General features: G+C 54.8%; 27 protein-coding genes and 1 tRNA gene. 19 read left to right on the top strand and 9 right to left on the bottom strand.

Going from position 1 to position 25,680, the window contains the following annotated elements:
• Positions 1 to 36 precede the first annotated feature (36 nt).
• Positions 37 to 957, bottom strand: coding sequence for a GTPase Era (gene era, locus HH216_RS04460; RefSeq protein ID WP_169549699.1), 921 nt, complete (start codon positions 955 to 957; stop codon positions 37 to 39).
• 145 nt (positions 958 to 1,102) lie between these two features.
• On the opposite strand from era, the gene HH216_RS04455 reads away from it, so the two are divergent.
• The 5 genes from HH216_RS04455 (at position 1,103) to HH216_RS04435 (ending at position 4,943) form a co-directional block, all read left to right on the top strand.
• A tRNA-Met gene (locus HH216_RS04455) sits at positions 1,103 to 1,175 on the top strand.
• A 126-nt stretch (positions 1,176 to 1,301) separates the two neighbouring features.
• Positions 1,302 to 2,129 carry a hypothetical protein gene (locus tag HH216_RS04450; protein ID WP_254448682.1) on the top strand — a complete coding sequence of 276 codons (828 nt, stop codon included), beginning with the start codon at positions 1,302 to 1,304 and terminating at the stop codon, positions 2,127 to 2,129.
• Complete coding sequence (locus HH216_RS04445; RefSeq protein ID WP_332871473.1) at positions 2,126 to 3,388, top strand: glycerophosphodiester phosphodiesterase; 1,263 nt, start codon at positions 2,126 to 2,128, stop codon at positions 3,386 to 3,388. The genes HH216_RS04450 and HH216_RS04445 overlap by 4 nt, the downstream gene beginning before the upstream one ends.
• A gap of 3 nt (positions 3,389 to 3,391) precedes the next feature.
• On the top strand, positions 3,392 to 4,039 hold the full coding sequence (locus HH216_RS04440; RefSeq protein WP_169549698.1) for a hypothetical protein: 648 nt from the start codon (positions 3,392 to 3,394) through the stop codon (positions 4,037 to 4,039).
• A gap of 19 nt (positions 4,040 to 4,058) precedes the next feature.
• Complete coding sequence (locus HH216_RS04435) at positions 4,059 to 4,943, top strand: metallophosphoesterase family protein (protein WP_169549697.1); 885 nt, start codon at positions 4,059 to 4,061, stop codon at positions 4,941 to 4,943.
• A 2-nt stretch (positions 4,944 to 4,945) separates the two neighbouring features.
• Here the strand turns inward: HH216_RS04435 and HH216_RS04430 are convergent, their stop codons facing one another.
• Both HH216_RS04430 and HH216_RS04425 read right to left on the bottom strand, forming a co-directional pair.
• On the bottom strand, positions 4,946 to 5,704 hold the full coding sequence (locus tag HH216_RS04430) for a hypothetical protein (protein ID WP_169549696.1): 759 nt from the start codon (positions 5,702 to 5,704) through the stop codon (positions 4,946 to 4,948).
• A 24-nt stretch (positions 5,705 to 5,728) separates the two neighbouring features.
• Positions 5,729 to 6,679 carry a hypothetical protein gene (locus HH216_RS04425; RefSeq protein WP_169549695.1) on the bottom strand — a complete coding sequence of 317 codons (951 nt, stop codon included), beginning with the start codon at positions 6,677 to 6,679 and terminating at the stop codon, positions 5,729 to 5,731.
• A 451-nt stretch (positions 6,680 to 7,130) separates the two neighbouring features.
• On the opposite strand from HH216_RS04425, the gene HH216_RS04420 reads away from it, so the two are divergent.
• The 5 genes from HH216_RS04420 to HH216_RS04400 all read left to right on the top strand — a co-directional run bounded on the left by HH216_RS04420 (position 7,131) and on the right by HH216_RS04400 (position 13,699).
• Entirely contained in the window at positions 7,131 to 8,690 is a 1,560-nt protein-coding gene (locus HH216_RS04420; RefSeq protein ID WP_217371909.1) for an amidohydrolase family protein, read from the top strand.
• A 129-nt stretch (positions 8,691 to 8,819) separates the two neighbouring features.
• On the top strand, positions 8,820 to 9,893 hold the full coding sequence (locus tag HH216_RS04415; RefSeq protein WP_169549693.1) for a glycosyltransferase family 4 protein: 1,074 nt from the start codon (positions 8,820 to 8,822) through the stop codon (positions 9,891 to 9,893).
• Positions 9,894 to 9,948: 55 nt separating this feature from the next.
• Entirely contained in the window at positions 9,949 to 11,811 is a 1,863-nt protein-coding gene (locus tag HH216_RS04410; protein WP_169549692.1) for an ABC transporter ATP-binding protein, read from the top strand.
• A gap of 333 nt (positions 11,812 to 12,144) precedes the next feature.
• Positions 12,145 to 12,888, top strand: coding sequence for a ferritin-like domain-containing protein (locus HH216_RS04405; RefSeq protein WP_169549691.1), 744 nt, complete (start codon positions 12,145 to 12,147; stop codon positions 12,886 to 12,888).
• Positions 12,889 to 12,982: 94 nt separating this feature from the next.
• Positions 12,983 to 13,699: a ferritin-like domain-containing protein gene (locus HH216_RS04400; RefSeq protein ID WP_332871472.1), complete on the top strand. Its 717-nt coding sequence runs from the start codon at positions 12,983 to 12,985 to the stop codon at positions 13,697 to 13,699.
• 53 nt (positions 13,700 to 13,752) lie between these two features.
• On the opposite strand, the gene HH216_RS04395 is transcribed toward HH216_RS04400, so the two are convergent.
• Positions 13,753 to 15,192: a hypothetical protein gene (locus HH216_RS04395; RefSeq protein ID WP_169549689.1), complete on the bottom strand. Its 1,440-nt coding sequence runs from the start codon at positions 15,190 to 15,192 to the stop codon at positions 13,753 to 13,755.
• Between the two features lie 181 nt (positions 15,193 to 15,373).
• Here HH216_RS04395 and HH216_RS04390 point away from each other — a divergent pair, with 181 nt between their 5' ends.
• Positions 15,374 to 15,619 (top strand): hypothetical protein, encoded by a 246-nt coding sequence (locus tag HH216_RS04390; RefSeq protein ID WP_169549688.1) that lies wholly within the window; start codon positions 15,374 to 15,376, stop codon positions 15,617 to 15,619.
• On the opposite strand, the gene HH216_RS04385 is transcribed toward HH216_RS04390, so the two are convergent.
• The 4 genes from HH216_RS04385 to HH216_RS04370 form a co-directional block, all read right to left on the bottom strand.
• Positions 15,616 to 16,380: a pentapeptide repeat-containing protein gene (locus HH216_RS04385; protein ID WP_169549687.1), complete on the bottom strand. Its 765-nt coding sequence runs from the start codon at positions 16,378 to 16,380 to the stop codon at positions 15,616 to 15,618. The two genes, HH216_RS04390 and HH216_RS04385, sit on opposite strands and share 4 nt — an antisense overlap.
• 171 nt (positions 16,381 to 16,551) lie before the next feature.
• A complete protein-coding gene (locus HH216_RS04380; protein ID WP_169549686.1) occupies positions 16,552 to 16,899 on the bottom strand; it encodes a hypothetical protein in 348 nt (115 codons plus the stop codon).
• 60 nt (positions 16,900 to 16,959) lie between these two features.
• Positions 16,960 to 17,712, bottom strand: a complete 753-nt coding sequence (locus HH216_RS04375) for a PD-(D/E)XK nuclease-like domain-containing protein (RefSeq protein WP_169549685.1) — start codon at positions 17,710 to 17,712, stop codon at positions 16,960 to 16,962.
• 88 nt (positions 17,713 to 17,800) lie between these two features.
• Positions 17,801 to 18,466 (bottom strand): hypothetical protein, encoded by a 666-nt coding sequence (locus HH216_RS04370; protein WP_169549684.1) that lies wholly within the window; start codon positions 18,464 to 18,466, stop codon positions 17,801 to 17,803.
• A 279-nt stretch (positions 18,467 to 18,745) separates the two neighbouring features.
• Here HH216_RS04370 and HH216_RS04365 point away from each other — a divergent pair, with 279 nt between their 5' ends.
• From HH216_RS04365 to HH216_RS04330, 8 genes are all read left to right on the top strand, one after another.
• Positions 18,746 to 19,123 (top strand): helix-turn-helix domain-containing protein, encoded by a 378-nt coding sequence (locus tag HH216_RS04365; RefSeq protein ID WP_169549683.1) that lies wholly within the window; start codon positions 18,746 to 18,748, stop codon positions 19,121 to 19,123.
• A 77-nt stretch (positions 19,124 to 19,200) separates the two neighbouring features.
• Complete coding sequence (locus HH216_RS04360; protein WP_169549682.1) at positions 19,201 to 19,686, top strand: hypothetical protein; 486 nt, start codon at positions 19,201 to 19,203, stop codon at positions 19,684 to 19,686.
• 146 nt (positions 19,687 to 19,832) lie between these two features.
• The gene (locus HH216_RS04355) at positions 19,833 to 20,828 is read left to right on the top strand and encodes a mevalonate kinase family protein (protein WP_169549681.1); all 996 of its coding nucleotides are present in this window, start codon (positions 19,833 to 19,835) and stop codon (positions 20,826 to 20,828) included.
• A gap of 103 nt (positions 20,829 to 20,931) precedes the next feature.
• Positions 20,932 to 21,795 carry a UTP--glucose-1-phosphate uridylyltransferase GalU gene (galU, locus tag HH216_RS04350; RefSeq protein ID WP_169549680.1) on the top strand — a complete coding sequence of 288 codons (864 nt, stop codon included), beginning with the start codon at positions 20,932 to 20,934 and terminating at the stop codon, positions 21,793 to 21,795.
• Positions 21,796 to 21,912: 117 nt separating this feature from the next.
• Positions 21,913 to 22,632 carry a 3-keto-disaccharide hydrolase gene (locus HH216_RS04345; RefSeq protein WP_169549679.1) on the top strand — a complete coding sequence of 240 codons (720 nt, stop codon included), beginning with the start codon at positions 21,913 to 21,915 and terminating at the stop codon, positions 22,630 to 22,632.
• Positions 22,633 to 22,732: 100 nt separating this feature from the next.
• Positions 22,733 to 23,605 (top strand): hydroxypyruvate isomerase family protein, encoded by an 873-nt coding sequence (locus tag HH216_RS04340; protein WP_169549678.1) that lies wholly within the window; start codon positions 22,733 to 22,735, stop codon positions 23,603 to 23,605.
• A gap of 88 nt (positions 23,606 to 23,693) precedes the next feature.
• Positions 23,694 to 24,005, top strand: coding sequence for an NADH-quinone oxidoreductase subunit NuoK (gene nuoK, locus HH216_RS04335; RefSeq protein ID WP_169549677.1), 312 nt, complete (start codon positions 23,694 to 23,696; stop codon positions 24,003 to 24,005).
• A gap of 20 nt (positions 24,006 to 24,025) precedes the next feature.
• Entirely contained in the window at positions 24,026 to 24,631 is a 606-nt protein-coding gene (locus tag HH216_RS04330) for a 2OG-Fe(II) oxygenase (protein WP_169549676.1), read from the top strand.
• Positions 24,632 to 24,713: 82 nt separating this feature from the next.
• Here the strand turns inward: HH216_RS04330 and HH216_RS04325 are convergent, their stop codons facing one another.
• Positions 24,714 to 25,673 carry a phytanoyl-CoA dioxygenase family protein gene (locus tag HH216_RS04325; protein ID WP_169549675.1) on the bottom strand — a complete coding sequence of 320 codons (960 nt, stop codon included), beginning with the start codon at positions 25,671 to 25,673 and terminating at the stop codon, positions 24,714 to 24,716.
• Between the last annotated feature and the right edge of the window lie 7 nt (positions 25,674 to 25,680).

Genomic DNA, 25,680 nt, shown 5'->3' with positions numbered 1-25,680 from the left:
CTATCGTCGCTCGGCGCATCTGATTGCATCTTTCGGTTATTCGTCGTACCCCAGCCGACGCAGCATTTTGTCTTTCTGCCGCCAGTCGGGTTCTACCTTGACGAATTGTTCTAAAAATACTTTTTTGCCGAAGAACCGTTCCAGCTCTTCGCGGGCCATGATTCCCGTCTTCTTAATCATTTTACCGCCTTCGCCCAGCAGGATAGCCCGTTGGGTTGGCCGCTCAACCAGTATTTCGGCCTGAATAACGATGATGTCTTCTTTCTCTTTGAACCCAATTACCACAACCTCGCTGCTGTAAGGTACTTCCTTCTTGTAGTTCAGAAAGATCTTCTCCCGAATGATCTCCGACGCGAAGAAGCGTTCCGGCTTATCAGTCAGTTCGTCTTTGGGGAAGTAGGGTGGGTGTTGGGGCAGGCGGGTGATAATTCCGTCGAACACCTGTTCGATATTGAAACCGTTCAGGGCGGAGATGGGAATAATTGCTTCCGCCCGGAAGTGTTCCTGCCAGTAAGCGATCTTTTCCTGCACCTGATCCTGCGTAGCCTGATCGACTTTGTTGATCAGCAGCAGAATCGGCACTTCCGATTTTTGCAGCCGCTCGATGACGTCGTTTTCATCGTGCTGCTCGAAAATATCGGTTACGAACAGCACCACATCGGCATCCTCGATGGAACCGCGCACGAAGCTCATCATCGACTCGTGCAGCTTATACTGCGGCTTGATGATGCCCGGCGTATCGGAGTAAACCAGCTGAAATTCTGTTCCGTCGTGCGTACCATTGATGATACCCATAATCCGGTGACGGGTGGTCTGGGCTTTCGAGGTGATGATCGACAGGCGCTCACCGACGAGCTGATTCATCAGGGTAGATTTGCCGACATTAGGCTTACCGACAATACTGACGAAGCCGGCCTTATGGGCGGCCGGAAAATTTTCTATGACTTGTGTATTCATTCGTAGGTGATCCCGCTGACTGATTGTCAGTGGCTTTTGCAGACAACGGCCGCTTTTTTAAAAACGTTTCCAGTGACCGCAAACTTTTTTTTGACAAAGGTAGTTGTAATTATCGAAAGGCGTTGTACTTTTGCACTCCCAACATCGCGGGATGGAGCAGTTGGTAGCTCGTTGGGCTCATAACCCAAAGGTCGCTGGTTCGAGTCCAGCTCCCGCTACTAGTAAGCCCTCACTGAAACTCAGTGAGGGCTTTTTTTGTGCCATATATTCTTGCCCAATGACCGTGTCGCAACATAAATCCGGTCGTGGTAGTTTATGTCCTTTGATCTCACCTTCTGACTACAATGATCTTTTATGGCTTACCAATACGTCTGACCACGCTGCTGACGATCTGGCTGTTGGCGGCTGGCCTGTCGGCGCAGGGGCAGCGACGATTGGCACCGGCTGACTCGACCGCCCCCCGACCGTCGACCCGGCGGGTGCGGCAACCCCTGCCCGCCGACCACCCACGGGCTATCGAGCCGGGTGTGCGTCGGCCGGGTATCTACTTCCCGCAGGCACCGATTCCGGGGCGATGGCGCAAGTCGATAGGGGTTGTGTTCACGACGACACCACCTGAACTAACCGAAGAGATCCGGGTCAACGTACCGGCGATTGACTTTAATCTTCAGCGTGGTATAAGCAAAAACTGGTTCATCACTGGCCGGATACTGACGCAGGTCGTGCAAAGCAATGTGGGGGTTGGAGTACGTTACGCCCGCCCACTGACCGACCGGCTCTTTATCTCCGCCGGTGACGATATGCACATCTGGTTCGGGGCGCTTCAAATCAAGGATGTATTCAACAGCCAGGCCTACGGGCTACAAAATTTTCCAAATGTATCCGTTGGCTATCGGTTCACGCGCGATGTGCAGATGACTCTGAAAGGCGAAGCGATTCTGGATGCTTATTACAAGTCGCAGGTGGGTAATCTGACCATCGAACGCAACGCCATCCGGTACAACGGACTGGCTGTAACCGTGGCTATCGAGCAGCCGCTGTACGACAAAAAACACGTTACGCTGGGGCTTCGGGCGGCTTATTCCAATTTCAACTGGCAGCTCTGGTCGCTCTACGATACGTTTGACCGTAATCTGTTTTATCCTCAGCTTATTTTCGGCTTTATCCTGTGAACACGCGCTATCTGGTATTGGTCGGCCTGCTGGTAACCTTATTGATGGGGTGCCGGAAAGAATACGAGGCCCCCGTACCCTACAACTTTTCAAACCTGACTGGGTCGGGAAAATTCTCGACAGCCATTCGCCAGTCCATCAACGGGGTGTACACGGTTACCGACGGATCGGACAAATTCGGCGCGCAGGTGGTACTTCGCTGGACATACACGCATACCGGAGCCGACACATCGCACCATTTGTCGGTTTTTACGTCGAACGTGGGGTACTTTGATATGGAGCCGCAACCGCAAACCGGGGGGCTGGCTGTGGGTGGTTACTGGCGTCGTTTGCAGGATACCGAGATCGGCCTGGTGCAGCTTACCGTAAATGTGCGTCGGAGCGGGGCGGTGAGTCCGTTTACGGGGCGGCTTTCCACGGGCGATACGCTGGTCGTGAGCGGGGTGTATGGTGATGGCGACGTAACCCCAACCAAACGCCTAACGATGACCTACGCACGGCCGCTGAATGCGCGCCCGTTCTCGGTTCTGGCGCACCGTAGTGGAGGTCGAACGTCAGATCTGCTGCCCGCGTCGGAAAATTCGGTGGAAATTATCAAGATGGCGTCCAGGCTGGGGGCGACCGGCATTGAAATCGACGTGCGCTACACCAAAGACGGCGTTCCGATTTTGTACCACGACAACACGCTCAACCTGCGGCTGATCCAGAAAAATGGGCTGGCTGGACCCATCGAAGAGTACACGTATCAGCAACTGAATACGCTGGTTCGGCTGGTCAATGGGGAGCGGATTCCGACTCTGGAAGAAGCCCTGCAAACGGTGGTCGATAACACGGACCTGAGTTTTGTCTGGCTCGATACCAAGTACGTTCGGTCGATGACGCAGGTGCAGTCTATCCAGCGGACGTATCTGCAACGGGCGAAGGCTGCGGGGCGGTCGCTTCAGATTGTAATCGGGTTGCCGAGCGACGATGCGGTTTCGCTGTATCGCGACCTGCCCGAAAAGAGCAATACGCCCGTCCTGTGCGAACTTGATACAAGCATTACCCGAAGCATCAACGCGAATATCTGGGCACCCCGCTGGACACTGGGTGACCAAACGGCAGAGGTAAACGCCATGAAAGCCGAGGGACGGACAGTGTTTGTCTGGACGCTGGACGAACCGCAGTTTATCCGGGAATTCATCGACCAAACCCGTTTCGACGGTATTCTGTCGAACTATGCCTGCGTCGTCGCCTACTACCACTACAGTCAGCAGTAAGTTATGCGCTATTCACTGATATTTATTGCGGGCTTGCTGATCGCAGGGGCTTTGGTACTGCCGGCTTTGGCGCAGAATCGGTCGGCGGCCGATACGACGCGTAAGCGCGGCCCATACGCCGTAGTGCTTTCGGTAGGTGGTGGGTTATCGTATTATTCGACGCACCTGGGCGTTCCGGCTGCTTTGTCGGATGAGCAGGTTAGCCGGTTTGGGGTGCCGCTCACGATTCGGGCGTTATGGGTACCTGACCATCGGCTACGGCTGGGGCTGGAAACCGGCTGGACAACCATGTACTCGTACAAAGGCCGGGTCGATAACATTAACAGCCATGTATACGTATCGGCCATTCCGGCGCTGGTTGTATTTTCAATGCCGATGGCCTGGCTAAGTGGTGACGAGCGCAGTGTAGCCAGGCGCATATCATTGACAGGCGGAACGGGTGTGTATATCATCCATTCGCGACTTGACTTCGCCGGAACAGTACAAACAAACACGCTTAGCCTGGGCTGGATGGCGGCTGCATCGTATACACAGCCGCTGGGCCCCCGATTCCGGCTGTCGGGCGAATTAAAATGGTATGATGCGGTAGCGTCGGAGAACGCAGCTTTTGCGGCCCAGCTGCAACTGAACTACCGGCTGGTGCAATGGTGAAATTGATTGACGAATACGTATGAACGATACTGAACAACACCCCGATATTCTGTTTCTGAGCGATACGCAGGCCCCTATGCTCGTTGAGCGGCTGGTACTGCGAACGCACCAGAACACGAAAGCTACCCGTACAATTCTGGATCAGATCGTCAAACTGCACCCCACCGTGCTGTACTGGCTGGGCGACATTGTATCACTGGGATTTCGGACCAGCAAGTGGCGGACAATCGACCAGTTTCTGGAAAAATGCCGGTCGGTCGGTACGTCGGTGTATGCCATCATGGGGAACCATGACGTGATGGGTCGCCCCCGCAAGGGCGCGCGTAATTTCCAGCAACGCTTTCCCGAACACGTCAATACGGGCTACGTACAGGTGACCGACGGGATCGCGGTTGTAATGCTGAATTCTAATTTCAGTACCATGTCGGGCGACGAGATTGTGAAGCAGCAGTCGTGGTACGAGAACACACTGAAAACACTCGACGCCGACCCGGCTATTCGCGTTGTAATCGTCACCTGCCACCACGCGCCCTACTCAAACAGTAAGCTGGTCGGGTCGTCAAAGCTGGTGCAGCAACGGCTTGTGCCGGCTTATGTCGCGTCGACCAAGGCAAAGCTATTTATTACGGGACATTCGCACGCGTTCGAGCGGTACGAATTCGAGGGTAAAACGTTTCTGGTAATCGGCGGGGGCGGGGGCCTTCGTCAGCCATTAAACACGTCGCCCAGTCGCCTGCCCGATCTGGCGACTAGCTACAAACCGATGTTCCACTACCTCGCCGTCCGGCGCGAAGGCGACGGGTTGGTGCTGACGTCCTATTGTCTCAAACGCGACTTTTCCGGATTCAGCGTCGGCTATGAGTTTGGTATCGGCACGGAAGTGCCTTCGGCTACGGCGGAGTAAGGCTATTGCTCCTCCACGCTGGCTGCGCCCAGTTCGTTGAACAGCGTTTGCCAGTACTGCGTAACGGTCGGATTGTTCTGCTTCACGGAGGCATTGGGTTCAAAGGGCAAGATCATCGTGATGTCGGGGTTGCCGATCTCGTAGCGCTTCAGTTGCTTCGCGTCGGCTTTGGCCCAGTCTTCCGCCTGCCCATTGTCTTTTGGGGCAATCTTCTGAAAATCGCGCCGGTCGGGTCCGTTCACGCTCTCGACCATGTCGCTGAGGTAATACGCCTTCACCGTCGCGCCTGATTCGTTGGCTTTGGCCAGCACGGGCAGGCTTGCCCAGATGTCGGTTTTCTGATTCGACGCGCCGGTATTCTGCTCGGCCAATTCCTGCAACACGCGCTGTCTGATCTGCGCTTTCTCCCGGTTCAGCAACAGCGTAAACTCCGTTTCGGCGGCTTCCCGGTCGGTGGGGCTGGCGGCCGACACGTCTTCCATTTCGCTCCGTACGGTCAGGTTCAGGGCGCGGGCTTTGGCGGTGTTTTCGTGGATAAAATATACCTCCAGCCGGTCGCCTTTCTGATGGATGTTCTGCTCAATGATCTCGTTGATAGCCTGCTGGTATTTCCGGGCTACGAACGCTTTGTTGACGTTGACGGAGCGGGTTTTATCCAGAAAAATCACTGTAAAGGTTGGCTCGTCGGTTTTGGTTGCTTTGTCTTTGTCTGACGAACAGGCAGTTATGAATAGCAGGAGCAACAGGGGAAGAAAGCGCATGAGGGGAGTTAGTTAATGAACCGATTAGTGCATGAGCGTATCGCGCAGCACACTATCGGCGGGGGCGTTGTGGTTCCAATAGGCCGACTGAATGCTTGTTTTCAGCACGGCGCGGGAGGTCAGCAGGTTGTCTTTGCTTTTGTAGGTCTCCGTCCAGCCGACGATTTTGTACGGAAAGACGTTCTCGAAGACGATCAGCAGGTTACGATTGTCGGTTGGGTATTCCAGCCGGTACGCTTTCAGATTCCGGCCCGGAAACAACACACCTTCGTAGTCATCGAGTTTGGCGGTTGCCGCCAGCGGGTCGAGCCGTTTGTGGCGCAGGCGGGCGGTCATGGTGCCGGGGATAAGCTGAATATCGCCCGTCGGGAGTTTGGTTGGGTCGAGCCGGATGCGGTTCCAGAGTTCATCCTCCAGCATCGCTTTCGGTACGGAATACGCTTCGTGGGCTTCTTTTTCGAAATACGACCGCCCATCGACCTGATACCCGTTGTTGGCGTAGTCGATTTGCAGATAGCTATGCCCGCACCATTCCTGCCCCGACGTGCTTACTTTCAACGTGTTCGGAAACGTCGGGTTGCTGATGGGCGTGAACACCGACGTGAACAGCGAATAATCGTAAATGCCAGTCGTGAAGCGTTTGATCAGGTTCGTTTTCAGCACTGGTACGGCTTTGTCGCGGCTGTCGGGCGTTTCGGCTTTTACGTGCGTGTCGGTGCGAAAATCTTCCGTTACGAAAATCAATACCGCTTCACCGCGATTCAGCGCGCCGTACTGCGCCTGCTCCAGACTGTATCGGCTCAACTCCGCCTTACCGCCGAACCAATACTGCCGAAACTGAGCCGGGGGCTCGGTCATGGGCGCGTCGTTGCCTCCGGGGGTTTGCTGAAAAACAGTCGCCTTCATCGCGAAGGCAAACACAATGGCTACGATCAGTACAATGAGCAGGAAATGTTTCGTGACGAAGGATTTCATCGGAACCAGTGAAAAGATATAGTACCTGTTTGATCGACAATGTCTAACTCGTGATGATCGGAAGTGACGACGGTCGCATCAAGCAGTGTGGCTGGTTATGCTCCCGCTCTTTTTCGAGCTGATTTTCCTGTGCTAACATAGCCGAGGTGATCCCCATGTGAGCATACGATCCTCGTAGCAGTTGCCAATCCGTAGTTTGAGTCGGTGTCGGCTGCTCGTTTTCGACCGTTACATACGGCACTGAGCGAAGGAAGTTGATGAGTACTTCCTTCTTCTCATCGGGAACGTGAATGATGACTGTGGACATAACGGGGCTAATTTTTGTCAAATCTACTAGATGGCTACGTATCTTGCTGACTAGCTTATTCCTCTAACGCTGTCGGTAATGGTAAAGAATATACGAAAACGGGTCATTGGTTGTTTGGCACTGGCGGTCGCGGGGCAACTGGCGATGGCGCAGGTGCCGAAAGCGTCGCCCCGCACCGAGGGCGATGGGCCGTTCGGAAAACTCATCATCCGGGGCGTTACGCTCATCAACAGCACCGGGGCACCCCCGATGGGGCCGGTCGATATTGTAGTCGAGAAAAACCGGATTGCGCAGATCAAACAGGTCGGCTATCCCGGCGTACCCATCGACCCCAAAAGCCGTCCGGCGGCTGGCCCGTCTGACAAAGAACTGAACTGCGACGGTATGTACCTGATGCCCGGCTTCATCGATATGCACGGGCACATCGGTGGGCAGGCGCAGGGAGCCAGTGCTGATTACGTCTTTAAACTCTGGCTCGGTCACGGCATCACGACCATCCGCGACCCAAGCTGCGGCAACGGCCTCGACTGGGTACTCGACCAACGGGCCAAAAGCGACCGCAACGAGATCGTAGCCCCGCGCATCAAAGCGTATACAGTGTTCGGGCAGGGGGCGAAGGAGTCGATCACGACGCCCAAACAAGCCCGCGCGTGGGTGCAGCAAAACGCCAAACGCGGTGCCGACGGGATCAAGTTTTTCGGGGCCGAACCCGCCGTGTTCCGGGCCGCGCTGGAGGAAAACAAGAAGCTGGGCCTGCGGTCGGCCTGCCACCACGCGCAGCTGGAAGTGGCCCGGATGAATGCGCTGGCAACGGCGAAAGCCGGTCTGACGTCGATGGAGCACTGGTACGGTCTGCCGGAAGCGTTGTTTGAAGACAAAACGGTGCAGAACTACCCCGCCAATTATAACTACAACAACGAGCAGGACCGGTTTACGGAAGCTGGCAACCTCTGGCAACAGGCTGCCAAACCCGGCACTGACCGCTGGAACAAAGTGCTGGACGAACTGATCGTGTTAGACTTCACCCTCGACCCGACGTTCAACATCTACGAAGCCAACCGCGAACTGATGCTGGCCCGGCGCGCCGAGTGGCACGATGACTACACGCTGCCGAGTTTGTGGCGGTTCTACGGGCCGAGCCGCATTTCGCACGGGTCGTACTGGCACAACTGGGGCACTGAACAGGAAGTGGCCTGGAAAAAGAATTACCAGCTCTGGATGGCGTTCATCAACGAATACAAAAATCGGGGCGGGCGCGTCACGACGGGGTCCGATTCGGGCTTTATCTACCAGCTCTACGGTTTTGCCTACATTCGCGAACTCGAACTACTGCGCGAAGCGGGTTTCCATCCGCTCGAAGTCGTCAGAGCGGCAACGATCAAAGGGGCTGAAGCCTTGGGCATGGCCGATCAGATCGGGTCGGTGGAAGTAGGTAAGCTGGCTGACTTTGTCATTGTGAAAGAAAACCCGCTGGCGAATCTGAAAACGCTCTACGGCACGGGCGCGATTCACCTTAACGACAAAAACGAAGTTGAGCGCGTGGGTGGCGTAACCTACACGGTAAAAGACGGTGTAGTCTACGACGCCAAACAACTGCTGGCCGATGTGCGGAAAATCGTTGCCGACGCCAAAACTGCCGAAAAATTCGAGATCACCCAACCCGGCGTCGCCCCTAAATCCGGCAAACTTTCCGGTAGTAACTAATTTTTTTGACAGGATTACAGCCGGGCCGCCGTTGCGGATTGACAGGATGAGCATGTTAGTAGAAAAAAGAAAATCCTGTCAATCCGCAACGGCGGCCCGGCTGTAATCCTGTCTATACCTCTTTCATCAATGCCTTCTCTTTTCATCGATGCTGAGCGGATGCGTGACCTCAACAGTGGGTTGGGGCAAGTCTGTCTGCATCTGAGCCGCGAACTGGTTCGGCAACGCCCCGCCGGCTGGAATATGACGTTTCTGGTCCCGAAAGGACAGTCGGGCGTATTCGGGTCTGACGCGCAGTACGTCGAAGCAACGGGCCTGCGTAAGCTGTGGGTGCCGGGTCAGTACGACGTCTGGCACTGTCTGCATCAGGATTCGACCTACCTGCCCAGCCCCATCCGGCAGCGCAGCAGCAAGCTGATGCTGACGATTTACGACCTTAATTTTCTGGAACGCGCTGATTATTCGGTGGCGAAAAAGGCCCGCAAACTGGCCCGCCTGCAACGCAAAATCAATCGGGCGACGCTGCTGACGGCCGGTTCAGCGTATACCGCGTCGGTGGTTAAGTCGCATCTGAACGTGCCGGATGGCTTACCATTAGAAGTGATTTATACCGGCCTGGCCGTTGATCCGGCGAATGCACCGGCTGAGGTGCCGCCTGCCGTGGCTAGCCTGACCGACACGCCGTACCTGCTGTTTGTGGGGGTTATTCACCCGAAGAAAAACGTGCATACGCTGTTGCCGCTGCTCGAAGCCTTCCCCGACTACAAACTCGTACTGGCTGGCCCCGACAAGCACCCCTACGCGCAACACATCCGCGAACAGGCCGACAAGTTGGGTGTTACTGACCGCCTGTTTATGCCCGGTGCCGTTGATGAGTCGACAAAGCTGTGGCTCTACGCCCATTGCGAAGCGTTTTTGTTTCCGTCACTCTCGGAGGGGTTTGGTCTGCCCGTTGCCGAAGCCATGACGTTCGGCAAGCCCGTGTTTAGCTCGACGCTGACCAGCCTGCCCGAAGTAGGGGGGAAGGCGGCTTATTATTTCGAGAACTTTGAGCCAGAGACGATGGCACAGACGCTACACGACGGCCTACATGATTTCGGGCAGGATTCGCTGCGCGAATCGGCGGTTCGGCAACAGGCGGCTCTGTTTACCTGGCCCGCCGTTGCCGCCGAATACTGGAAACGCTACCAACGGCTGGTGTAAGGCGATGACGAACGGAGGATAATCTGGTTCGCTATGGTCGTACCTTTACTCACCGATGAAGACTTACCTCCGTTTACTGTCGTTCGCCAAACCGCTGGGCCGCTTCCTGACGCCGTTCGTGCTCACGTCGCTGGTTGCGAGCGTGTTTGGCGTACTGAATTTTACGCTGCTCATTCCGCTGTTGAGTATCCTGTTCGACAAAGTCAATTCGGCGCAGATGCAGGCATTGCTAAGTCGCCCGGCCCCCGCGCTGACCAGTTCGCCGACCGACGCGTTTCAGTACTACTTCGCGCGGGTGTTCCAGCAGTATGGCAACATCGGGGCGTTGCAGTTTGTGTGCATAGTCATCGTCGTGTCGGTGCTGCTGAGCAACGTGTTCAAGTACCTGTCGGTGCGGCAGTTGGAGGGGTTCAAAGCGCGGATGGTGTCGAAGTTGCGCGAAACGGTATTCGACAGAGCCCTCAATCTGCACCTGGGTTTCTTCTCAAACGAACGCAAAGGCAACCTGATTTCCCGCATCACCACCGACGTGCAGGAGGTCGAAAATTCGATTGCCAACTCGCTGTCGGCGGCTTCCAAAGAAGTGTTTTTGCTGATCGGCTATATCGTCGCCCTGCTCAGTATTTCGGTCAAACTGACGCTGTTCGCGCTGGTCGTGATTCCGATTTCGGGTGGGTTTATTGCGGCACTGGTTCGGCGGATGAAGCGCGACGCGCAGACCGGGCAGCAGCGGCTAAGCGGGCTGGTCAGTCTGCTCGACGAAACGTTTGGCGGTATGCGCGTTGTGAAGGGATTTGTGGCCGAAGGGTTTATGCTCGATAAGTTCCGGCGAGAAAACAACGGTTACCGCGATGCCGTGCGGTCGCTGGCGTACCGGCGCGAGCTGGCGTCGCCGTTCTCGGAGGTGATGGGTGTGACCGTCGTGGCCGGGATTCTGCTGTATGGCGGTACGCTCGTACTCAACGGGCAGTCGGACCTGACGGCGGCTCAGTTTATTGCGTACATCGCCATTTTCTCGCAGGTGACGCGCCCCGCCAAAGACATTTCCAACGCGTTCAGCGGCTCACAGCGGGGGCTGGCGTCGGGCGAGCGCGTCCTGGAACTGATCGATGCTGTTCCGGCCATTCAGGATAAACCCAGTGCCCAGGTGCTTACCGGCTTCCGGGATCGCATTACGTTCGACTCCGTTTCGTTTGCCTACACGCCCGACGCGCCCGTACTGCGGAACATTAATTTCGACATTGAAAAAGGAAAAACCGTCGCGCTCGTAGGTTCGTCGGGGGGCGGCAAATCGACCATTGCCGATCTGGTACCGCGCTTCTACGACCCCACCGCTGTCGACTCCACGACGGTCGACTCCACGAGGGGACAGATTCTGATCGATGGCGTCGACCTGCGCGACTGTACGCTGGCGTCGCTACGGGGGCAGATGGGCATCGTGACGCAGGAAAGCATTTTGTTCAACGATACTATTTTCAACAACATCGCTTTTGGCAGCGACGCGACGGAAGCCGAAGTGATGGAAGCCGCCCGCATTGCCAATGCGCACGCTTTTATCATGGCCCAACCCGACGGCTACCAGACCGTTATTGGCGACCGGGGCGGCAAACTATCCGGTGGTCAGCGGCAACGCATCAGCATCGCCCGTGCTATTCTGAAAAATCCGCCGATTCTGATTCTGGACGAAGCCACGTCGGCCCTTGATACCGAGTCGGAAAAGCTGGTACAGGAAGCCTTGTCCCGGCTGATGGCCAACCGCACGACGCTGGTCATTGCCCACCGGCTTAGCACCATTCAGCACGCCGACGAAATTCTGGTCGTGCATCAGGGGCAGATCGTGGAGCGCGGCCGTCACGACGAACTCCTGTCGCTGGACGAAGGGTTTTATCGGCGGCTCAGCACGATGCAGGCCGTGTAAGTACTACCTGTCTCTGGCTCATCAGCGGGTTGCCACTAGCTATGTGGTGACCCGCTTTTTTTTCTGCCAACATACCGACTGAGCGCAGGCAGCAGCTGTTGGATATATGTAAACTCCGGAGTCTAGGTACCCTATGGTCCAACCCTGAATTTACCAGCTCAGACATAATTTGCCGAGAATTTATTGAGTGAGCGGCTGTTTTTAGGCCGCTGGCTCGATTAGAACAAGTTCAAAAAGAAAATTTCATATTTCTCAAATCCTTTTGGGCACTTGGAGCGTAGTTATGTTGTCTGCTCCGAACCGGGCCAGTATCAAACCAAACTTTTTTTCTCAATGGAAAAACAACAAACCGACCCGATGGCCACCGTAGAGGGACTGTCCGGTAAAGCGTCGGCAGCTCTGGGGCGCCGGGTGTTCATGCGATATATTGGTGCAACGGCGGCTGCTGGTGTTGCTCTGAGTGCATGTCACAGCGAACTCGTTGACCCAACAGCTACGGGTTCGGCCCGTCCTGGCGATGCAATCGACCTGGGCGATATCGGTAGCAAAGACGTCAACGTACTGAACTATGCGTATGCGCTGGAGCAGTTGGAGGCAGCTTTCTATACGCAGGCTGTTATGACGCCTTATTCGGGCATTACGGATGCTGAACGTCAGATTCTGACCGACATCCGCGATCACGAGATCGTACACCGTGACCTGTTCAAAGCCGCTCTGGCTTCTGCCGCTATTCCTGGCCTGACGCCTGATTTCAGCAGCATCAACTTCAACAGCCGCGCCAGCGTACTTGGAACGGCCCGCGTATTTGAAAACATCGGTGTATCGGCTTACAATGGAGCTGGTCAGTACATCCGCACGCCGGATTATCTGGTACTGGCAGGTAAGATTGTATCGGTAGAAGCGCGTCACGCGTCGATCATTGCCACATTGCTGGAGCCAATGAGCGCACTGTTCGCTGGCGATCAGGTTGTGTTCCCGGCATCGGGTCTGGAGGAAATCCGGAATCCAGAGGAAGTACTGGCTATTGTTAGACCATACGTTAAGGAATTCCTCAACGGCAGAAACGGACGTCGGTAATCACTACCTTTAAACCACAACGGCAATGAATCTCCAAAATATTCTTAGTGAAATTGAAAAAGTGGACGGTGACGCTCTTGCGCGTATCGAACACATGTCACGCCGGAGCGTTTTTCAGAACCTACTGAAAAAGACGGTTGCTGGCGCAGGCGCTGCTGCATTCGCGGGCGTTCTTAACAAAACATACGCTCAGACGAGCTCGGTTGCAGACGTGCTGAACTACGCACTGACGCTGGAGTATCTGGAAGCAGAATTCTACAACCTGAGCCTTGCTGCACCGAATCTGATTCCATCGGCTGCAAGACCTTACTACGAGCAGATCGCCAAGCATGAGAACGCACACGTAGCCCTGCTGAAATCGGCATTGGGTAGCGCAGCCGTCCCCAAGCCAACGTTCGACTTCACGGCAGGTGGTGCTTTCGGTAACGTATTTACGAATGTAGATACCAACTACGCACTGGCTCAGGCATTCGAAGACACAGGTGTTCGGGCTTACAAAGGCCAGGCTACCAATCTGATGTCAGCACCAGCTATCCTGACGGTTGCTCTGCAAATTCACTCGGTAGAAGCCCGTCACGCAGCGCGGATTCGCTACATACGTGGTCAGAAAGGCTGGATCACCAACGCTGACGCGAGTGGTCTGCCACAGGCCATTTATTCGGGCGAAGAAAACGTAACGCAGGGTGGTGTAAACCTGGTGAACGCACTGGGTATCAGCGCAGCCCGCGTATCGGAAGCATTCGACGAGCCACTGGGCATGTCGGAAGTATTCGCGATCGCTGGTCCGTTCATCAAGTCGCTGAACCGCTAGTCGATAGCTACGAGTACATAAAAAAAGCTCCTCCGGTATCGGAGGAGCTTTTTTTATGGCTTTGTCATGGTAATACTGCGGATGCGGGCGATAGATCCTTTCTCAAACTGAGTCTGGTCGGGGGGCGCATTCAGGCTCAGCTGCGTAACGATACCATCCCAGCCCGACAGACCCGCCATATTGACGGTGTATGTCCGGTACTGCCCATCGCCGATAATGGGTATGTCGATATAGCGACCCGGTATGCCAAAGAAGTCTGACTCGTCGGGTTTGCGCCAGATCATTCGGATCGATGTCGCCTTCGTACTGAAAGCGCCCTGTAGATAGATTGTTGGCACGTCGGTCGCCCGCCAGTAGACCATCGGGCTGGCGACGCGGAAATCAGACTTTGTCGTGTCGACGCGCTGCCATTTGATTGCCAGTTCGTTGTTGATGGGCCAGCCCCGGTCGCGGGCGTTGAAATAATACCAGCCCTGCCGGTCCTGGGTAAAGCGGAAATTGGGGCCAGCCGCCGGGCGAGGCTGCGCGTAGGCAAACTGCCTGATGTCGCTTACCGAACCCAGCACCAGCGTGTACTCAAACTCGTATACGCCGTTGTGGTCGATAAGAATAAAGCTATCGCTGTTGGTATACGTGCTGGTAACGTCGAACTCGCCCCCCACACCCGGCTGGCCAAACCCGGCTGTCCGGTAGCGGAACTCGTTGGATCGGTAAAGGCCAACGCCCCGTCCTTCTTTGTTGAGCAAGGCAACCCAGTTTTCCGTAGCATACCGCGTAACAATATTCTGATCGGTATACTCAGAAACACTACCGTTGGTAAACGGCTGCAAGCCCGTGTACATAACCATTCGGTTCCAGGGGCTATTGACGTAGACACAGGGCGTTTCCTGCGTGCGGGCCTCGTACTGAGTCGTGTCCCGCCGGTTAACGGTTGTGCGGCTGCGTACGTGCACCGTGTTGTCTTTCAGCTCAAGCCAGTGTTCCATGACGCAGTCGGCTGGTTCGTTAAGCAGCGGCCAGATAAGCGGGACCGTTTTTACGTAAAGCCTGTTCTGGTCCTGCTGATAGCTGACGACCTGCGCCGGGTTGTTGAAGTAGTCACCAGTCTGCACGGGGTTCCAGCCCAGGTTGCGCCATTGATAGACTGGGTCTTTGCCGTTGACGGAGTAAGGAAACGGCCCCGCGTAGAGCGCCGTCTGAAGTTGCCGCCCCAGATCATAATTATTGATCATGTTCACGCTCGTACCCGCTTCGGCCAGGTAGTTGATCGCCCCGCCCATGTTCAGGTCGATACCAACCCGGACTTTGTCATTGGCCAGAAAAAGGCGTTTCTGGGCGGGAGCAGGCTGTACTTGTGGGGGTAGGCTACCGGGATTCGTCGGCTGAACAGGGGGGACGTAGGGCGCTGTTGCCGGGTAATCGCGGGCGCAGGTAAAAGCCAGCAGACTAACAATCGAGCACCACGAATACAGGAAAAGACGGCGTTTGTTCATGAGGGACAAAACGGTTCTATCAAAAATAAAGCAGGCCTGTTCGTTTTGCAAGCACAAGGAATACTACGGATCGTTAATTGGAAGTTAATCCGCGAATCCTGTAACCTGTGCCTGAACAAGTGGGCTTTGCGCTAGTTGATAGGCTGTCTATTTGTGTGTTAATGCTAACCTCCAGCTTCTCATGCTTACACTCCTGCTAACTGCCCTATCGTTGGTAAGCCAGCCCAACTCAACGGCCGAAACAGCGTCTACCGCTGCGGTTGGCCAATACGCCCAGCAGCCGCAACCCCGCCGGTCGGGGCGCCGTATTGATCAGACAAAGCCACTGCCCGACACGACACAAAAAAAAGGCAGACCAAAACAGCCTGCCTCCGTTGATTCATTGCGTCGGGGTGGTGCTACGCGGGTAGACACCGTACGGGCCTAACGTTTGGCCGGTACAAATTGCTGCCCGTCGAGTGTCGTGTACTTGAATTCGGTACCACCGTCGAAATGCGCATTATCGAAGCGGGTGCCGCGCGGAAAGTGCGTGTACTTGAAATCGGCCGTGTTGACGAAGCGAGTGCCCTGAAAATCGGTCGGCTCGTCGAACTGAGTGTACTTGAAATCAGCGTACTGCGCAAACTTCACCTGCTGAAACGATGACGATTCACTGATTCGGGCGTACTTGAAGTCAGCGTATTTCTTGAACTGTGTGTTGTTGAAATCGACAGCCGCTAGAAATTTGGTGTATTTGAATACGACATCACCGTTGAACTGACTGCCGCTGAAAACGGCCCGCTGCTGAAATTTAGTGTATTTGAAGCCTGCTTCACCGTCGAATGTGCAGTTGGTAAACGTTACAGGCTCCTGAAAGTTGGCCGTAAACGTCGTCCCGTTTTTACCTATTTGCTGGTCGTATTTACAGGCGATAAACTTACCGGTAAACTGACAGTTATCGAACAGCAGGGGCATTGCCACCAGCGACTCAAACTGCTCCGTACTGCCCCAGTTGCAGTTTTTAACCTGCCGTTTGGTGCTTAGCTCTGTCAGGTCTAAGTCGCCAACGATCGTCGCATTTTTGTACGAAATCGCATCGCCTTTATTGATGCGGGCGACTATTTCACTGGCGTTGATTGTTGTCGACTGCGCCCAGATGAGGGTAGTGCTGACGAGGACAAATACGAAGCTTAAGAGGCTGGTTTTCATAGTGCAAACTGGCTTACACCATAAAGATGCAACTTTATTCTGGAATGTTGCAAACCGTTCGTCTTAAAAATTGATGAACTGATTATCAGTTGTATATACAACAAAAGCTCGATTTACCTTTTGTTATCAGATAAGTCGAGCTTTTTGAATCAGTAAGTCGCTGTGATCGCCTTAATCGAGCCACATGACTTTTTCGTAGGCAACTTCGTAGTCCATTTCTTCGAGGGGAATCAGGCTTTCAAAGTGCCCGGTCTGGCTGGTCCTGACGGCATGCCACAGCCCGGTTGCATCGCGCAGTAACAGCCGGTAGCCATACAGCGGGTGAAGCATATGAGCATCCGTGCGATGATCCCAGCCGGTCTGTAGTTCGATCGCAAACGCAATACGATCCATTACGTCATTCATCTGACTGGCCAGCGTATTGGCCCCGTCCAGTTCTTCAATCCAGAGTACCAGTCCATCGGTGCCCCAGTCGAAATGTACCTCACTGGGCGTAAGCGTAATCAGAGAAGCATTCATAGGTGATACGTTGTTAGACTGAAAGTGGCCGCTCAATCGGTAAGCAAGGCTCAAAGGCAATCAGGCACTGAGTTGCCAGGCCGGAGCCTGCACCAGCCGGTGGCCTTCCTGCTCCTCCCGCCACTTGCGCAGCCAGAACCGATACTTCTTCCGGCCGTACTCAACAAAGCCCGGAATCGATGTGGGTTCAATGGCAAACAAGCGGTGAGGTCGCTGTTTCATCACGCCGACAAATACAAATTTGAACTGCCGCGTATCGGCCCACTCGCCTGACTCGGCGTGGCGCAGGCTGTCGAGGTAGAAAGCTGCCTGCCGGTCGTAGTCGTAGGTGTAGCACGACTCCAGAAACTGCGCTGGTGTGCGGGCTGAGGTTGTTTTTAAATCGATGATAAGCGCGTTCCGGCGTTTGGGACTGGTATAAACCATGTCGAGCCGGGCTTTGCAGGCCACCCCCGTAGCTGGGTCAGTAGACAGAACCACGCGCTCGCAGTCGGCCTGCCGCAGATACCGGCGACAGAACGCGTCGTTGCGTACGGTGTTCATCAACTCCTTAACCTGTTCCGGCTGATGCGCGTCCTGCGACACTGGGGCAGGAAGCAGATCGGGCATAAACTGCTGCATCACCGTACCAATGGTTTCGGGTTCGAGCAGGTGCTGATGAAACGCTCGGCCAAATACCTTGGCCCGGTCGGTACCAGTGCGGCCGTTCGTATCGCCCGCGCCGTAGCCCAGGTGTTCTTCTTTAAGTCGGGTCAGATCAGAATTCGACAAACGGGGCAACGCCCGGTACAGATCGTCAGGGGTAATCAACATAAAAAGCGGATTAGGTGCGAAAAACCGGAAACAAGTCTGTTGCTTCGACCAGCACTGACGCCGGCCGAAGCAACCTTCTCAACGTCTGTTACACCTGAACTGTCTCGGCGGTAAGTAACTGCTCTTCGTCAGCCATCTGCGCAAACGGGTTGTAGTAGTTCATCGCCGTTTTGATATTGGCAATGTCGGTCAGCGTTTCCTGACGGAATATCTTCACCGCACCGCCCTGCGCAAACTGTTTGAGTTCGGCCGTTTTGGCGGGGTCGCCCAGCTTGTAGGAGAAGTTGGCAATGTAGTACACGCCCTTCGGCTGGATCTTGTTGTTCTCCTTTTTTTCAGCCACCGCCGTGATCACCACGTCGGCCAGCGTCTGATCGTCGTAGTAGAGCGGCTCGATAAGCCGGAAGATGTTGTCGACTGAATAGCCATGAAACAGCACCGCCGACACGCAGTCTTTCTCATCGATGAAGAAAAGCTCCGCCCAGTTTTTGGTACCCATATTCAGGATATTGTCGGTGAAGATGCGCCAGGCGATGGGCTGAAACGTCAGCGTGCGGCCCAGCTTTTCCGACCCGTTGATATTGAACACGCCTTCCTTAGCGTCGAATCGATATTGGCGGGGGTGACCTTCGAGATACTTGTACCGCCGGGCTGTACCGGGCTGATTCGTATCAGTTAGTACGGGCAATTGATCCGCATTCGATGCGCTCTCGCTTTGATTTGTCGAAAGTTGGCTTTTGTTTTGTGTGTTCATTAGTATTTGTTGTTTACTGTTCAAGCAGGGGGTCCGTTTTACGGTCCCTTTTGCCTTTTAAAGGGGTGCTGTTTACTGTTTTAAAATTACACAGTTTCGCGTAAAAACAAAACGTTTTGGGCTGCTAAATGGGTCCTTTTTTACGCATTTTTGTGTAAAAATATCGAAGTATAAGGGGCTGCTTTCGTTCGCGCCGGAAAACCCCGTTTATGGCCGCGTACGGGCCGTTTTAGATTCGGTTCCGTTCGCCGGAATCTCCCCGTTCCCCACCTCCTCGTTATGATTGAATCCCGAATCCAACAATTGATCGAGGCACTGAACGTAAGTGTGCTCGAATTTGCCCGGCAACTGGGCGAACACCGGGGTGAAAAAGTGTACCATATTCTGCACGGGCGGATGAAGCCCCGCTACGACACGCTGGAAAAAATTCTGGTGGCTTATCCACAGGTCAACGGCGACTGGCTGATGCGCGGGGAGGGACTGATGTTCAAGGTGCTCGACTCACCCTCTGCTGCTATCACCGTGGAAGAACGCCTGCGCAACATGGAATTTCTGCTGTTTCAACTCAATCAGCGCATGGCGCTGTTGCAGGAAACCAATGACTTGTTACGGACTGATATAGAACAGATGCGGCAGGAACGAAACCACCGTTCGTAGTCTATGATGGTGGCTGAGGTCTGGAAAAACAACCGGCTTGTTTTTCCGGTTACTAGCTGAAACGAATCCTTACGACTATGGCAACTACATCACCATTCGACCCAGATAAAGTAGATCCCGACTTTTATTCGCGCGACCCAAACCAGCATGGTAACTCCTCGTATGGTCAGGAATCGGCGGGTGTAAGTGCAAGCATATCGGACCCCGACCAAGCCAACATATCGCAGCCCAACGCGGCCACTCCCGACCATAACAGTGGTGACGTGACCAGTGCATCGATGCCAAAGAACGATGGTGTCGGCAACTCGGTAAGCTCGACCGGTGAAGATTCGGCTTCTGTTCAGGAGTGGGACGTGCCGGAAGACGTTAAACCACGCTCGGAAGGGCACATGATGAGCGACGAAGCGGCTGCAAAGCTGAATTCAGTTGCCGAAAACCCGTCTGACGACGCGCTGCTGCACCGGGCGGACGCCACATACCTAGAGCAGGGCGACAATCCGAACGAAGGCTACGACCCGCACAACAAAGGGTATGACGGCAAAGACAAAGAAGAAGTGAAATAATAGTATCGTCCAACTGACGCAGAAAGCGACCGGAGCCACGTGTTCCGGTCGCTTATTTTTTTGAGTAAGTCGCGAGTCGTAATCGTCTTTGTTTGTAAACTTGACCCATTCTTTACGCTCCCACACTCGTTTTTTACGCTTCGCCAGTGCTGATTGAAACTCGTGCCTACGCCCGTGCCGGGCTGCTGGGCAACCCTTCCGACGGATTTTTCGGTAAAACTATTGCCGTGTCGGTGCGCAACTTCGGCGCATCGGTTACGCTCTATCCCTCGCCTGAACTGCACATCGAATCACAGCCGCAGGACGGTAACGTGTTTCGTAGTCTGCACCACCTGCGCGATGCCGTCAGCACGCTGGGCTACCACGGCGGGGTACCGCTGGTAAAAGCTGCGATCAAAAAATTTGCGGAATACTGCGAAGCGGAGCGCATCCGGCTACCGAATCATAACTTTTCGATTCGGTATAACACGTCCATTCCCCGGCAGGTCGGGCTGTCCGGTTCCAGCGCGATCATCGTCGCGACGTTCCGGGCGCTGATGCAGTTTTATCAGGTCGAAATACCGCTGCCGGTGCTGCCTAATCTGGTGTTGGCCACAGAGTCGGAAGAGCTGGGCATCACGGCTGGTTTGCAGGACCGCGTTATTCAGTGCTACGAAGGCTGCGTGTACATGAACTTCGACCAGTCGATCATGGACCGACAGGGATACGGCGATTACGAACCCGTCGACGCCCGACTGCTGCCCAAACTGTACATCGCCTACAACACCGATCTCGGAAAACAGTCGGGCCGGATACACAACGACGTGCGGACGCGGTGGCTGAAAGGGGAAGAACTGGTGGTGAACACGCTGGCTGAAATCGCTGATCTGGCCCGGCAGGGCCGCGACGCGATTGCTGGACAAAATCTGCCGCTGCTGAACGAACTGGTCAACCATAATTTCGATCTGCGCACCCGTATTTATACCATCAACGAGCGCAACCGCAGCCTGATCGACACCGCCCGTTCGTGCGGAGCGTCGGCTTCGTTTGCCGGTTCGGGCGGCACGATCATCGGTATCTACCGCGACGACGCCATGCTCAACCGCCTGTTTGTCAGCCTCAAAAAAATCAACGCCCGCGTTATCAAGCCATACGTGGTTTAATGTTGAATGATAGAATTATTGAATGATTGAATAGGCTGGCGCAAGGCATTCACTCATTCTATCACTCACTCATTCTATCACTCAATCATTCTATCATTCGACAATGATCAAGAAAGCCGTTATACCTGCTGCTGGGTTTGGAACCCGGTTTCTGCCCGCCACGAAGGCGCAGCCGAAAGAAATGTTGCCGATCATCGACCGGCCCACGATTCAATACGTGGTGCAGGAAGCCGTTGATTCGGGTATCGAAGACATCCTGATTATCACCGGGAAAGGTAAGCGGGCCATCGAAGATCACTTCGACCGCAACCACGAACTCGAAACCCGACTCGAAGAAAAGGAAGATCAGCTACTGCTCGATGAGATGCGTCGACTGTCGGACATGGCGAATCTGCACTACGTTCGGCAGCGTGAGCTCAACGGGCTGGGCGACGCCATCCGGTACGCCCGGCATCACGTCGGCAACGAACCGTTTGCGGTACTGCTGGGCGACACGATTATGGATTCAGTGATCCCCGTAACGCAGCAACTGATCGATACGTACGCGCAGTACGGCGGGTCGGTGATTGCAGTGGAGGAAGTGCCGCACGACAAAGTGAACCGCTACGGCATCGTCGGTGGTACGACGCTCAGCGACCGGATTCTGCAACTCGATACGCTGGTCGAAAAACCGGCTCTGAGCGAAGCTCCGTCGAACCTCGCTATTGCCGGTCGCTACGTGCTGACACCCGACATTTTCGATATGCTCGACCAGACACCCGCCGGGAAGAACAACGAAATCCAGCTTACCGACGCGATGCTGCTGCTGCTCCGGCGCGAAAATCTGTACGCCCACCGCATTGAAGGCAAGCGCCACGACATCGGTAATAAACTCGATTTCCTGAAGACAACAGTCGAATTTGCGCTCAAACGCCCTGAGTTCGCCGACAAGTTTCGGGCGTTTCTAAAGGAGATTCTAGCCGAATAGTTCTTATTGAGTTTAAGGTTTGTAGTTCAATGTTTAAGGTTTTTCGGCGAAATAGCTCCGCAACCTTGAACGTTAAACATCAAACCTTAAACTAATAATCTCAACCGTTAAACTACCATGAACTACCTCCGTTTATCAGCCGCTGGCCTGCTGGCCCTGGCACTCACGTTTAGCCAACACACACAGGCAACTTCGACCGCAAAGCCACCCAAGGGCAAGTGGGAAAACCTGTTCGACGGTAAAGACCTGAAAGGCTGGCATACCTACCTCAAAGCGGGTCAGCCCGTATCCGACAAGTGGACCGTCGAGGATGGTGCCATTCACTACGCCGGTGGCCGGGGTGCCGGTGACCTCGTAACCGACAAAGAATACGGTGATTTTGAACTCGAACTGGAGTGGAAAATCGCGGAAGGGGCCAACAGCGGCATTATTTACCACGTCAACGAAGACCCGAAATACCCGGCTACCTACCGCACTGGACCGGAAATGCAGGTGCTCGACAACGAGCGTCACCCTGACGCCAAGATGGGTAAGGACGGTAACCGCACGGCCGGTGCGCTGTACGATCTGCAAAAGCCCGTGACGCCCAACGCGGCCAAACCCGCCGGGGAGTGGAACAAAGCCCGGCTCGTTATCAGCAATGGCCACGCGGAACAGTACCTGAACGGTAAAAAAACCGCCGACTACCCAACCAGCGGCCCTGAGTGGGACAAGATGGTGGCTAATAGCAAGTTCAAAGATTGGGAAGGCTTCGGCAAATACCCGGTCGGCCACATCGCGCTCCAGGACCACGGGGATCAGGTGTGGTTCCGCAACATCCGCATTCGCGAGCTTTAGTTTTGAGTGATAGAATGACTGAATGGTTGAATGAAGTCAATGCAGCTTCTTCAACCGTTTCGTCATTCTATCATTCCGTCATTCAATCAGTCAACAGTATATGAAACCTTCCCGCCGTTCGGCTCTTAAAACCATTACCGGCAGCGCATTAGCTCTGCCCGCCCTGACAACCTCGCTGGCTACCGCCAATCCGATGGATACTGCACCGAAGCTGAAAGGCAACATCAACCATTCGTTCTGCCGGTGGTGCTACAGCAAAATCCCGTTTGAGGAGTTGTGCGTGGTGGCTAAAGGCATGGGCATCAAGTCGATTGAGCTGGTTGATCCGCAGGACTGGCCGATTCTGAAAAAGCACGGCCTGACGTCGGCCTTGCCGCAGGGTGCCGGGAAGGGGATTACGGAAGGGTTCAACGATCCGAAATACCACGATGAACTGGTAGCCAGCTACGAAGCCATTTTCCCGAAGCTGAAAGAAGCCGGGTACAGCACAATTATCTGCTTTTCGGGTAACCGCCGGGGGATGAGCGACGAAGAGGGGGCGAAAAACTGCGCCGTGGGTCTGAAACGGCTGATGCCCAGTGCCGAGAAGTACGGTATCACGATGATTATGGAACTCCTCAACAGCAAGGTCGACCACAAAGATTATATGTGCGACCACACCGCCTGGGGGGCCGATCTGTGTCAGCGCGTCGGGTCGAACAACTTCAAGCTGCTGTACGACATCTACCACATGCAGATTATGGAAGGCGACATCATCCGCACGATCCGCAAGTACAGCCAATACATCGGCCATTACCATACGGGCGGCAATCCGGGCCGGAACGAGATCGACGAAACGCAGGAGATCTACTACCCCGCCGTGATGCGCGCCATTGTCGACACCGGCTTCAAAGGCTACGTTGCCCAGGAATTCATCCCCAAACGCGACCCACTGAAGAGCCTGAAAGAAGGGGTTATGATTTGTGATGTGTAATTTTGGGGTTTAAAGTCTACCGTTCAAGGTTTAAGATTATTTGTTGAGCACAACCTTAAACCTTGAACATCAAACGTTAAACGCACCAATGCATCCCGTTGATAGCCATTTGTTTCTGATCGTGGGGGCGGCCCTGTTTAGCATTGGGCTGGCGGTGGTGCTGGTCAAGCGTCACGCTATCGTCGTGCTGATGGGTATCGAACTGATGCTCAACGCGGTCAATATTAACCTGGTCGCGTTTAGTCAGTACGACCCCAACCGCTTGCAGGGGCAGATGCTGAGTCTGTTTGTGATGGTGGTTGCCGCTGCTGAGTCGGCGGTGGCACTGGCGATTGTCTTGCAGGTATACCGCCACTTCCGAACCGCCCAGCTCGACGATCTGAACGAACTCAAGCAGTAACGGTCGCGTTCGACGGACGTATGACTCCTGATTTTGAACCCATCATCGACGGTATACTGGCCAACGGCTATGGTATCGTCGATAATTTTTTATCGGCCGACGAAACCGCTGCGCTGGCAACGCAACTGCGTACACGCTACGAAGCCGGTCAGTTTCGGCAGGCGGCAATCGGTAATCAGTCTGTCGTGGTTGAGAAAAGTATCCGGGGCGATGAAATTCTCTGGATCGATGAAGCTACCGCTACATCCGACGAAGTCGTCTTCCTCGACCGCATTAATCAGTTTATCGACTACGTAAACCGCACCTGTTACCTCGGTTTGCAGGAGGGTGAATTTCATTACGCGCTGTACCCGGCCGGCACGGGCTACCAGCGTCACCTCGACCGCTTCCGCAGCGACTCGCGCCGGAAACTCTCGGTCATCTGCTACCTCAACACCGACTGGCAGGATACCGACGGCGGGCAACTGGCACTATTCCTTCTCCAACCCGACGGCTCCGAACAAACCGAACTGGTCACCCCAATCGGTGGTCGGCTGGTGTGTTTTGAAAGCGACCGGCTCGAACACGAAGTCCGCCCCGCCACCCGCGAGCGCCTGAGCCTGACGGGCTGGCTGAAGACGAGGTAAGTCTCTGGTTTAACGTCTAAAGTTCAAGGTTTAAAGTTGTCGGATGATGGCAACTTTAAACCTTGAACTTTAGACGTTAAACTCACTTTTTCACCATCCGAATCAGGAAGCCGGGTACGAAGCGGCCGAGTTGCCGGATTTTGAGGGGTATGGTATACCGTTTGGCATAGCCCTCGGCTTCGTAGGCCAGCGATTGATCGAAATACTTATTGTCGACAGGCTGGCCGGTGGCAATGTTGGTGATTTTGCGAACGTAGAGTTTATCAATCGTTGCGTCGGAGCGGAGCGGGGTGTAGTAGACGCAGTTCTCGAAAAAGTAGTGCGTCACCTGACTGTGGCGGGTACTGCCGGGCGTCAGGATTTTTTCACCCCCGTGCAGCAGATTGGCCGACCAAATAATCGCCATGCCCTTTTTCATGTTCAGGATGGCTTTCTTCAGCCCCTGCGCCTGAATGATGGAATCGAGTCGCTCTTCGTATTCTTTGTACGTTCTGCCGTATATCTCCTCGACTGTTTGTGCTTCCGATCCTTTCAGGCCGAGATCGATTAGATCGTAGAACGGTAGTCGGTGGCTGCCGGGATAATAATGCAGGGGGCCGTTGCCATCGCTGACGTCTTCCAGCGCGACCCATACGCCACACATGAACCGCTGCGGAATGGAGTTGAAGTGGATGGAATCGGAGTGGGTGCGCTGCTGCGTGCCGACGGGAAAGTTGAGCGTCTGAAACGGAATTGGCTCCCGACGGTATAGCATCCGTAACGTTTCCATGATTCTCGGCGCGGCTGCAATCTGCTGCACGGCCGGAACCGTCCGCCACCCGTCCTGTAGGCGTAACTCACCCTTGTAGAGCGGATCGACATCGGTCAGCGCGGCCTCAAGAATGGTCGGGTCGATCTGCGGGTCGAAGATTAGAAAGCCGTCTTCGGAATACCGGCGGGCCTGTTCGGCCTGCTCCGGGGAAAGGGTAGTGTTCTGTAATTCCTGCGCGAAAAATGGTGATTCGGTCCAGGGAAGATTGATGGCTGTAGATGTACTTGTCATATGTTAG

Source organism: Spirosoma rhododendri (assembly GCF_012849055.1).
Classification (GTDB): Bacteria; Bacteroidota; Bacteroidia; order Cytophagales; family Spirosomataceae; genus Spirosoma; species Spirosoma rhododendri.
This window is presented reverse-complemented; position numbering and strand designations above follow the sequence as displayed.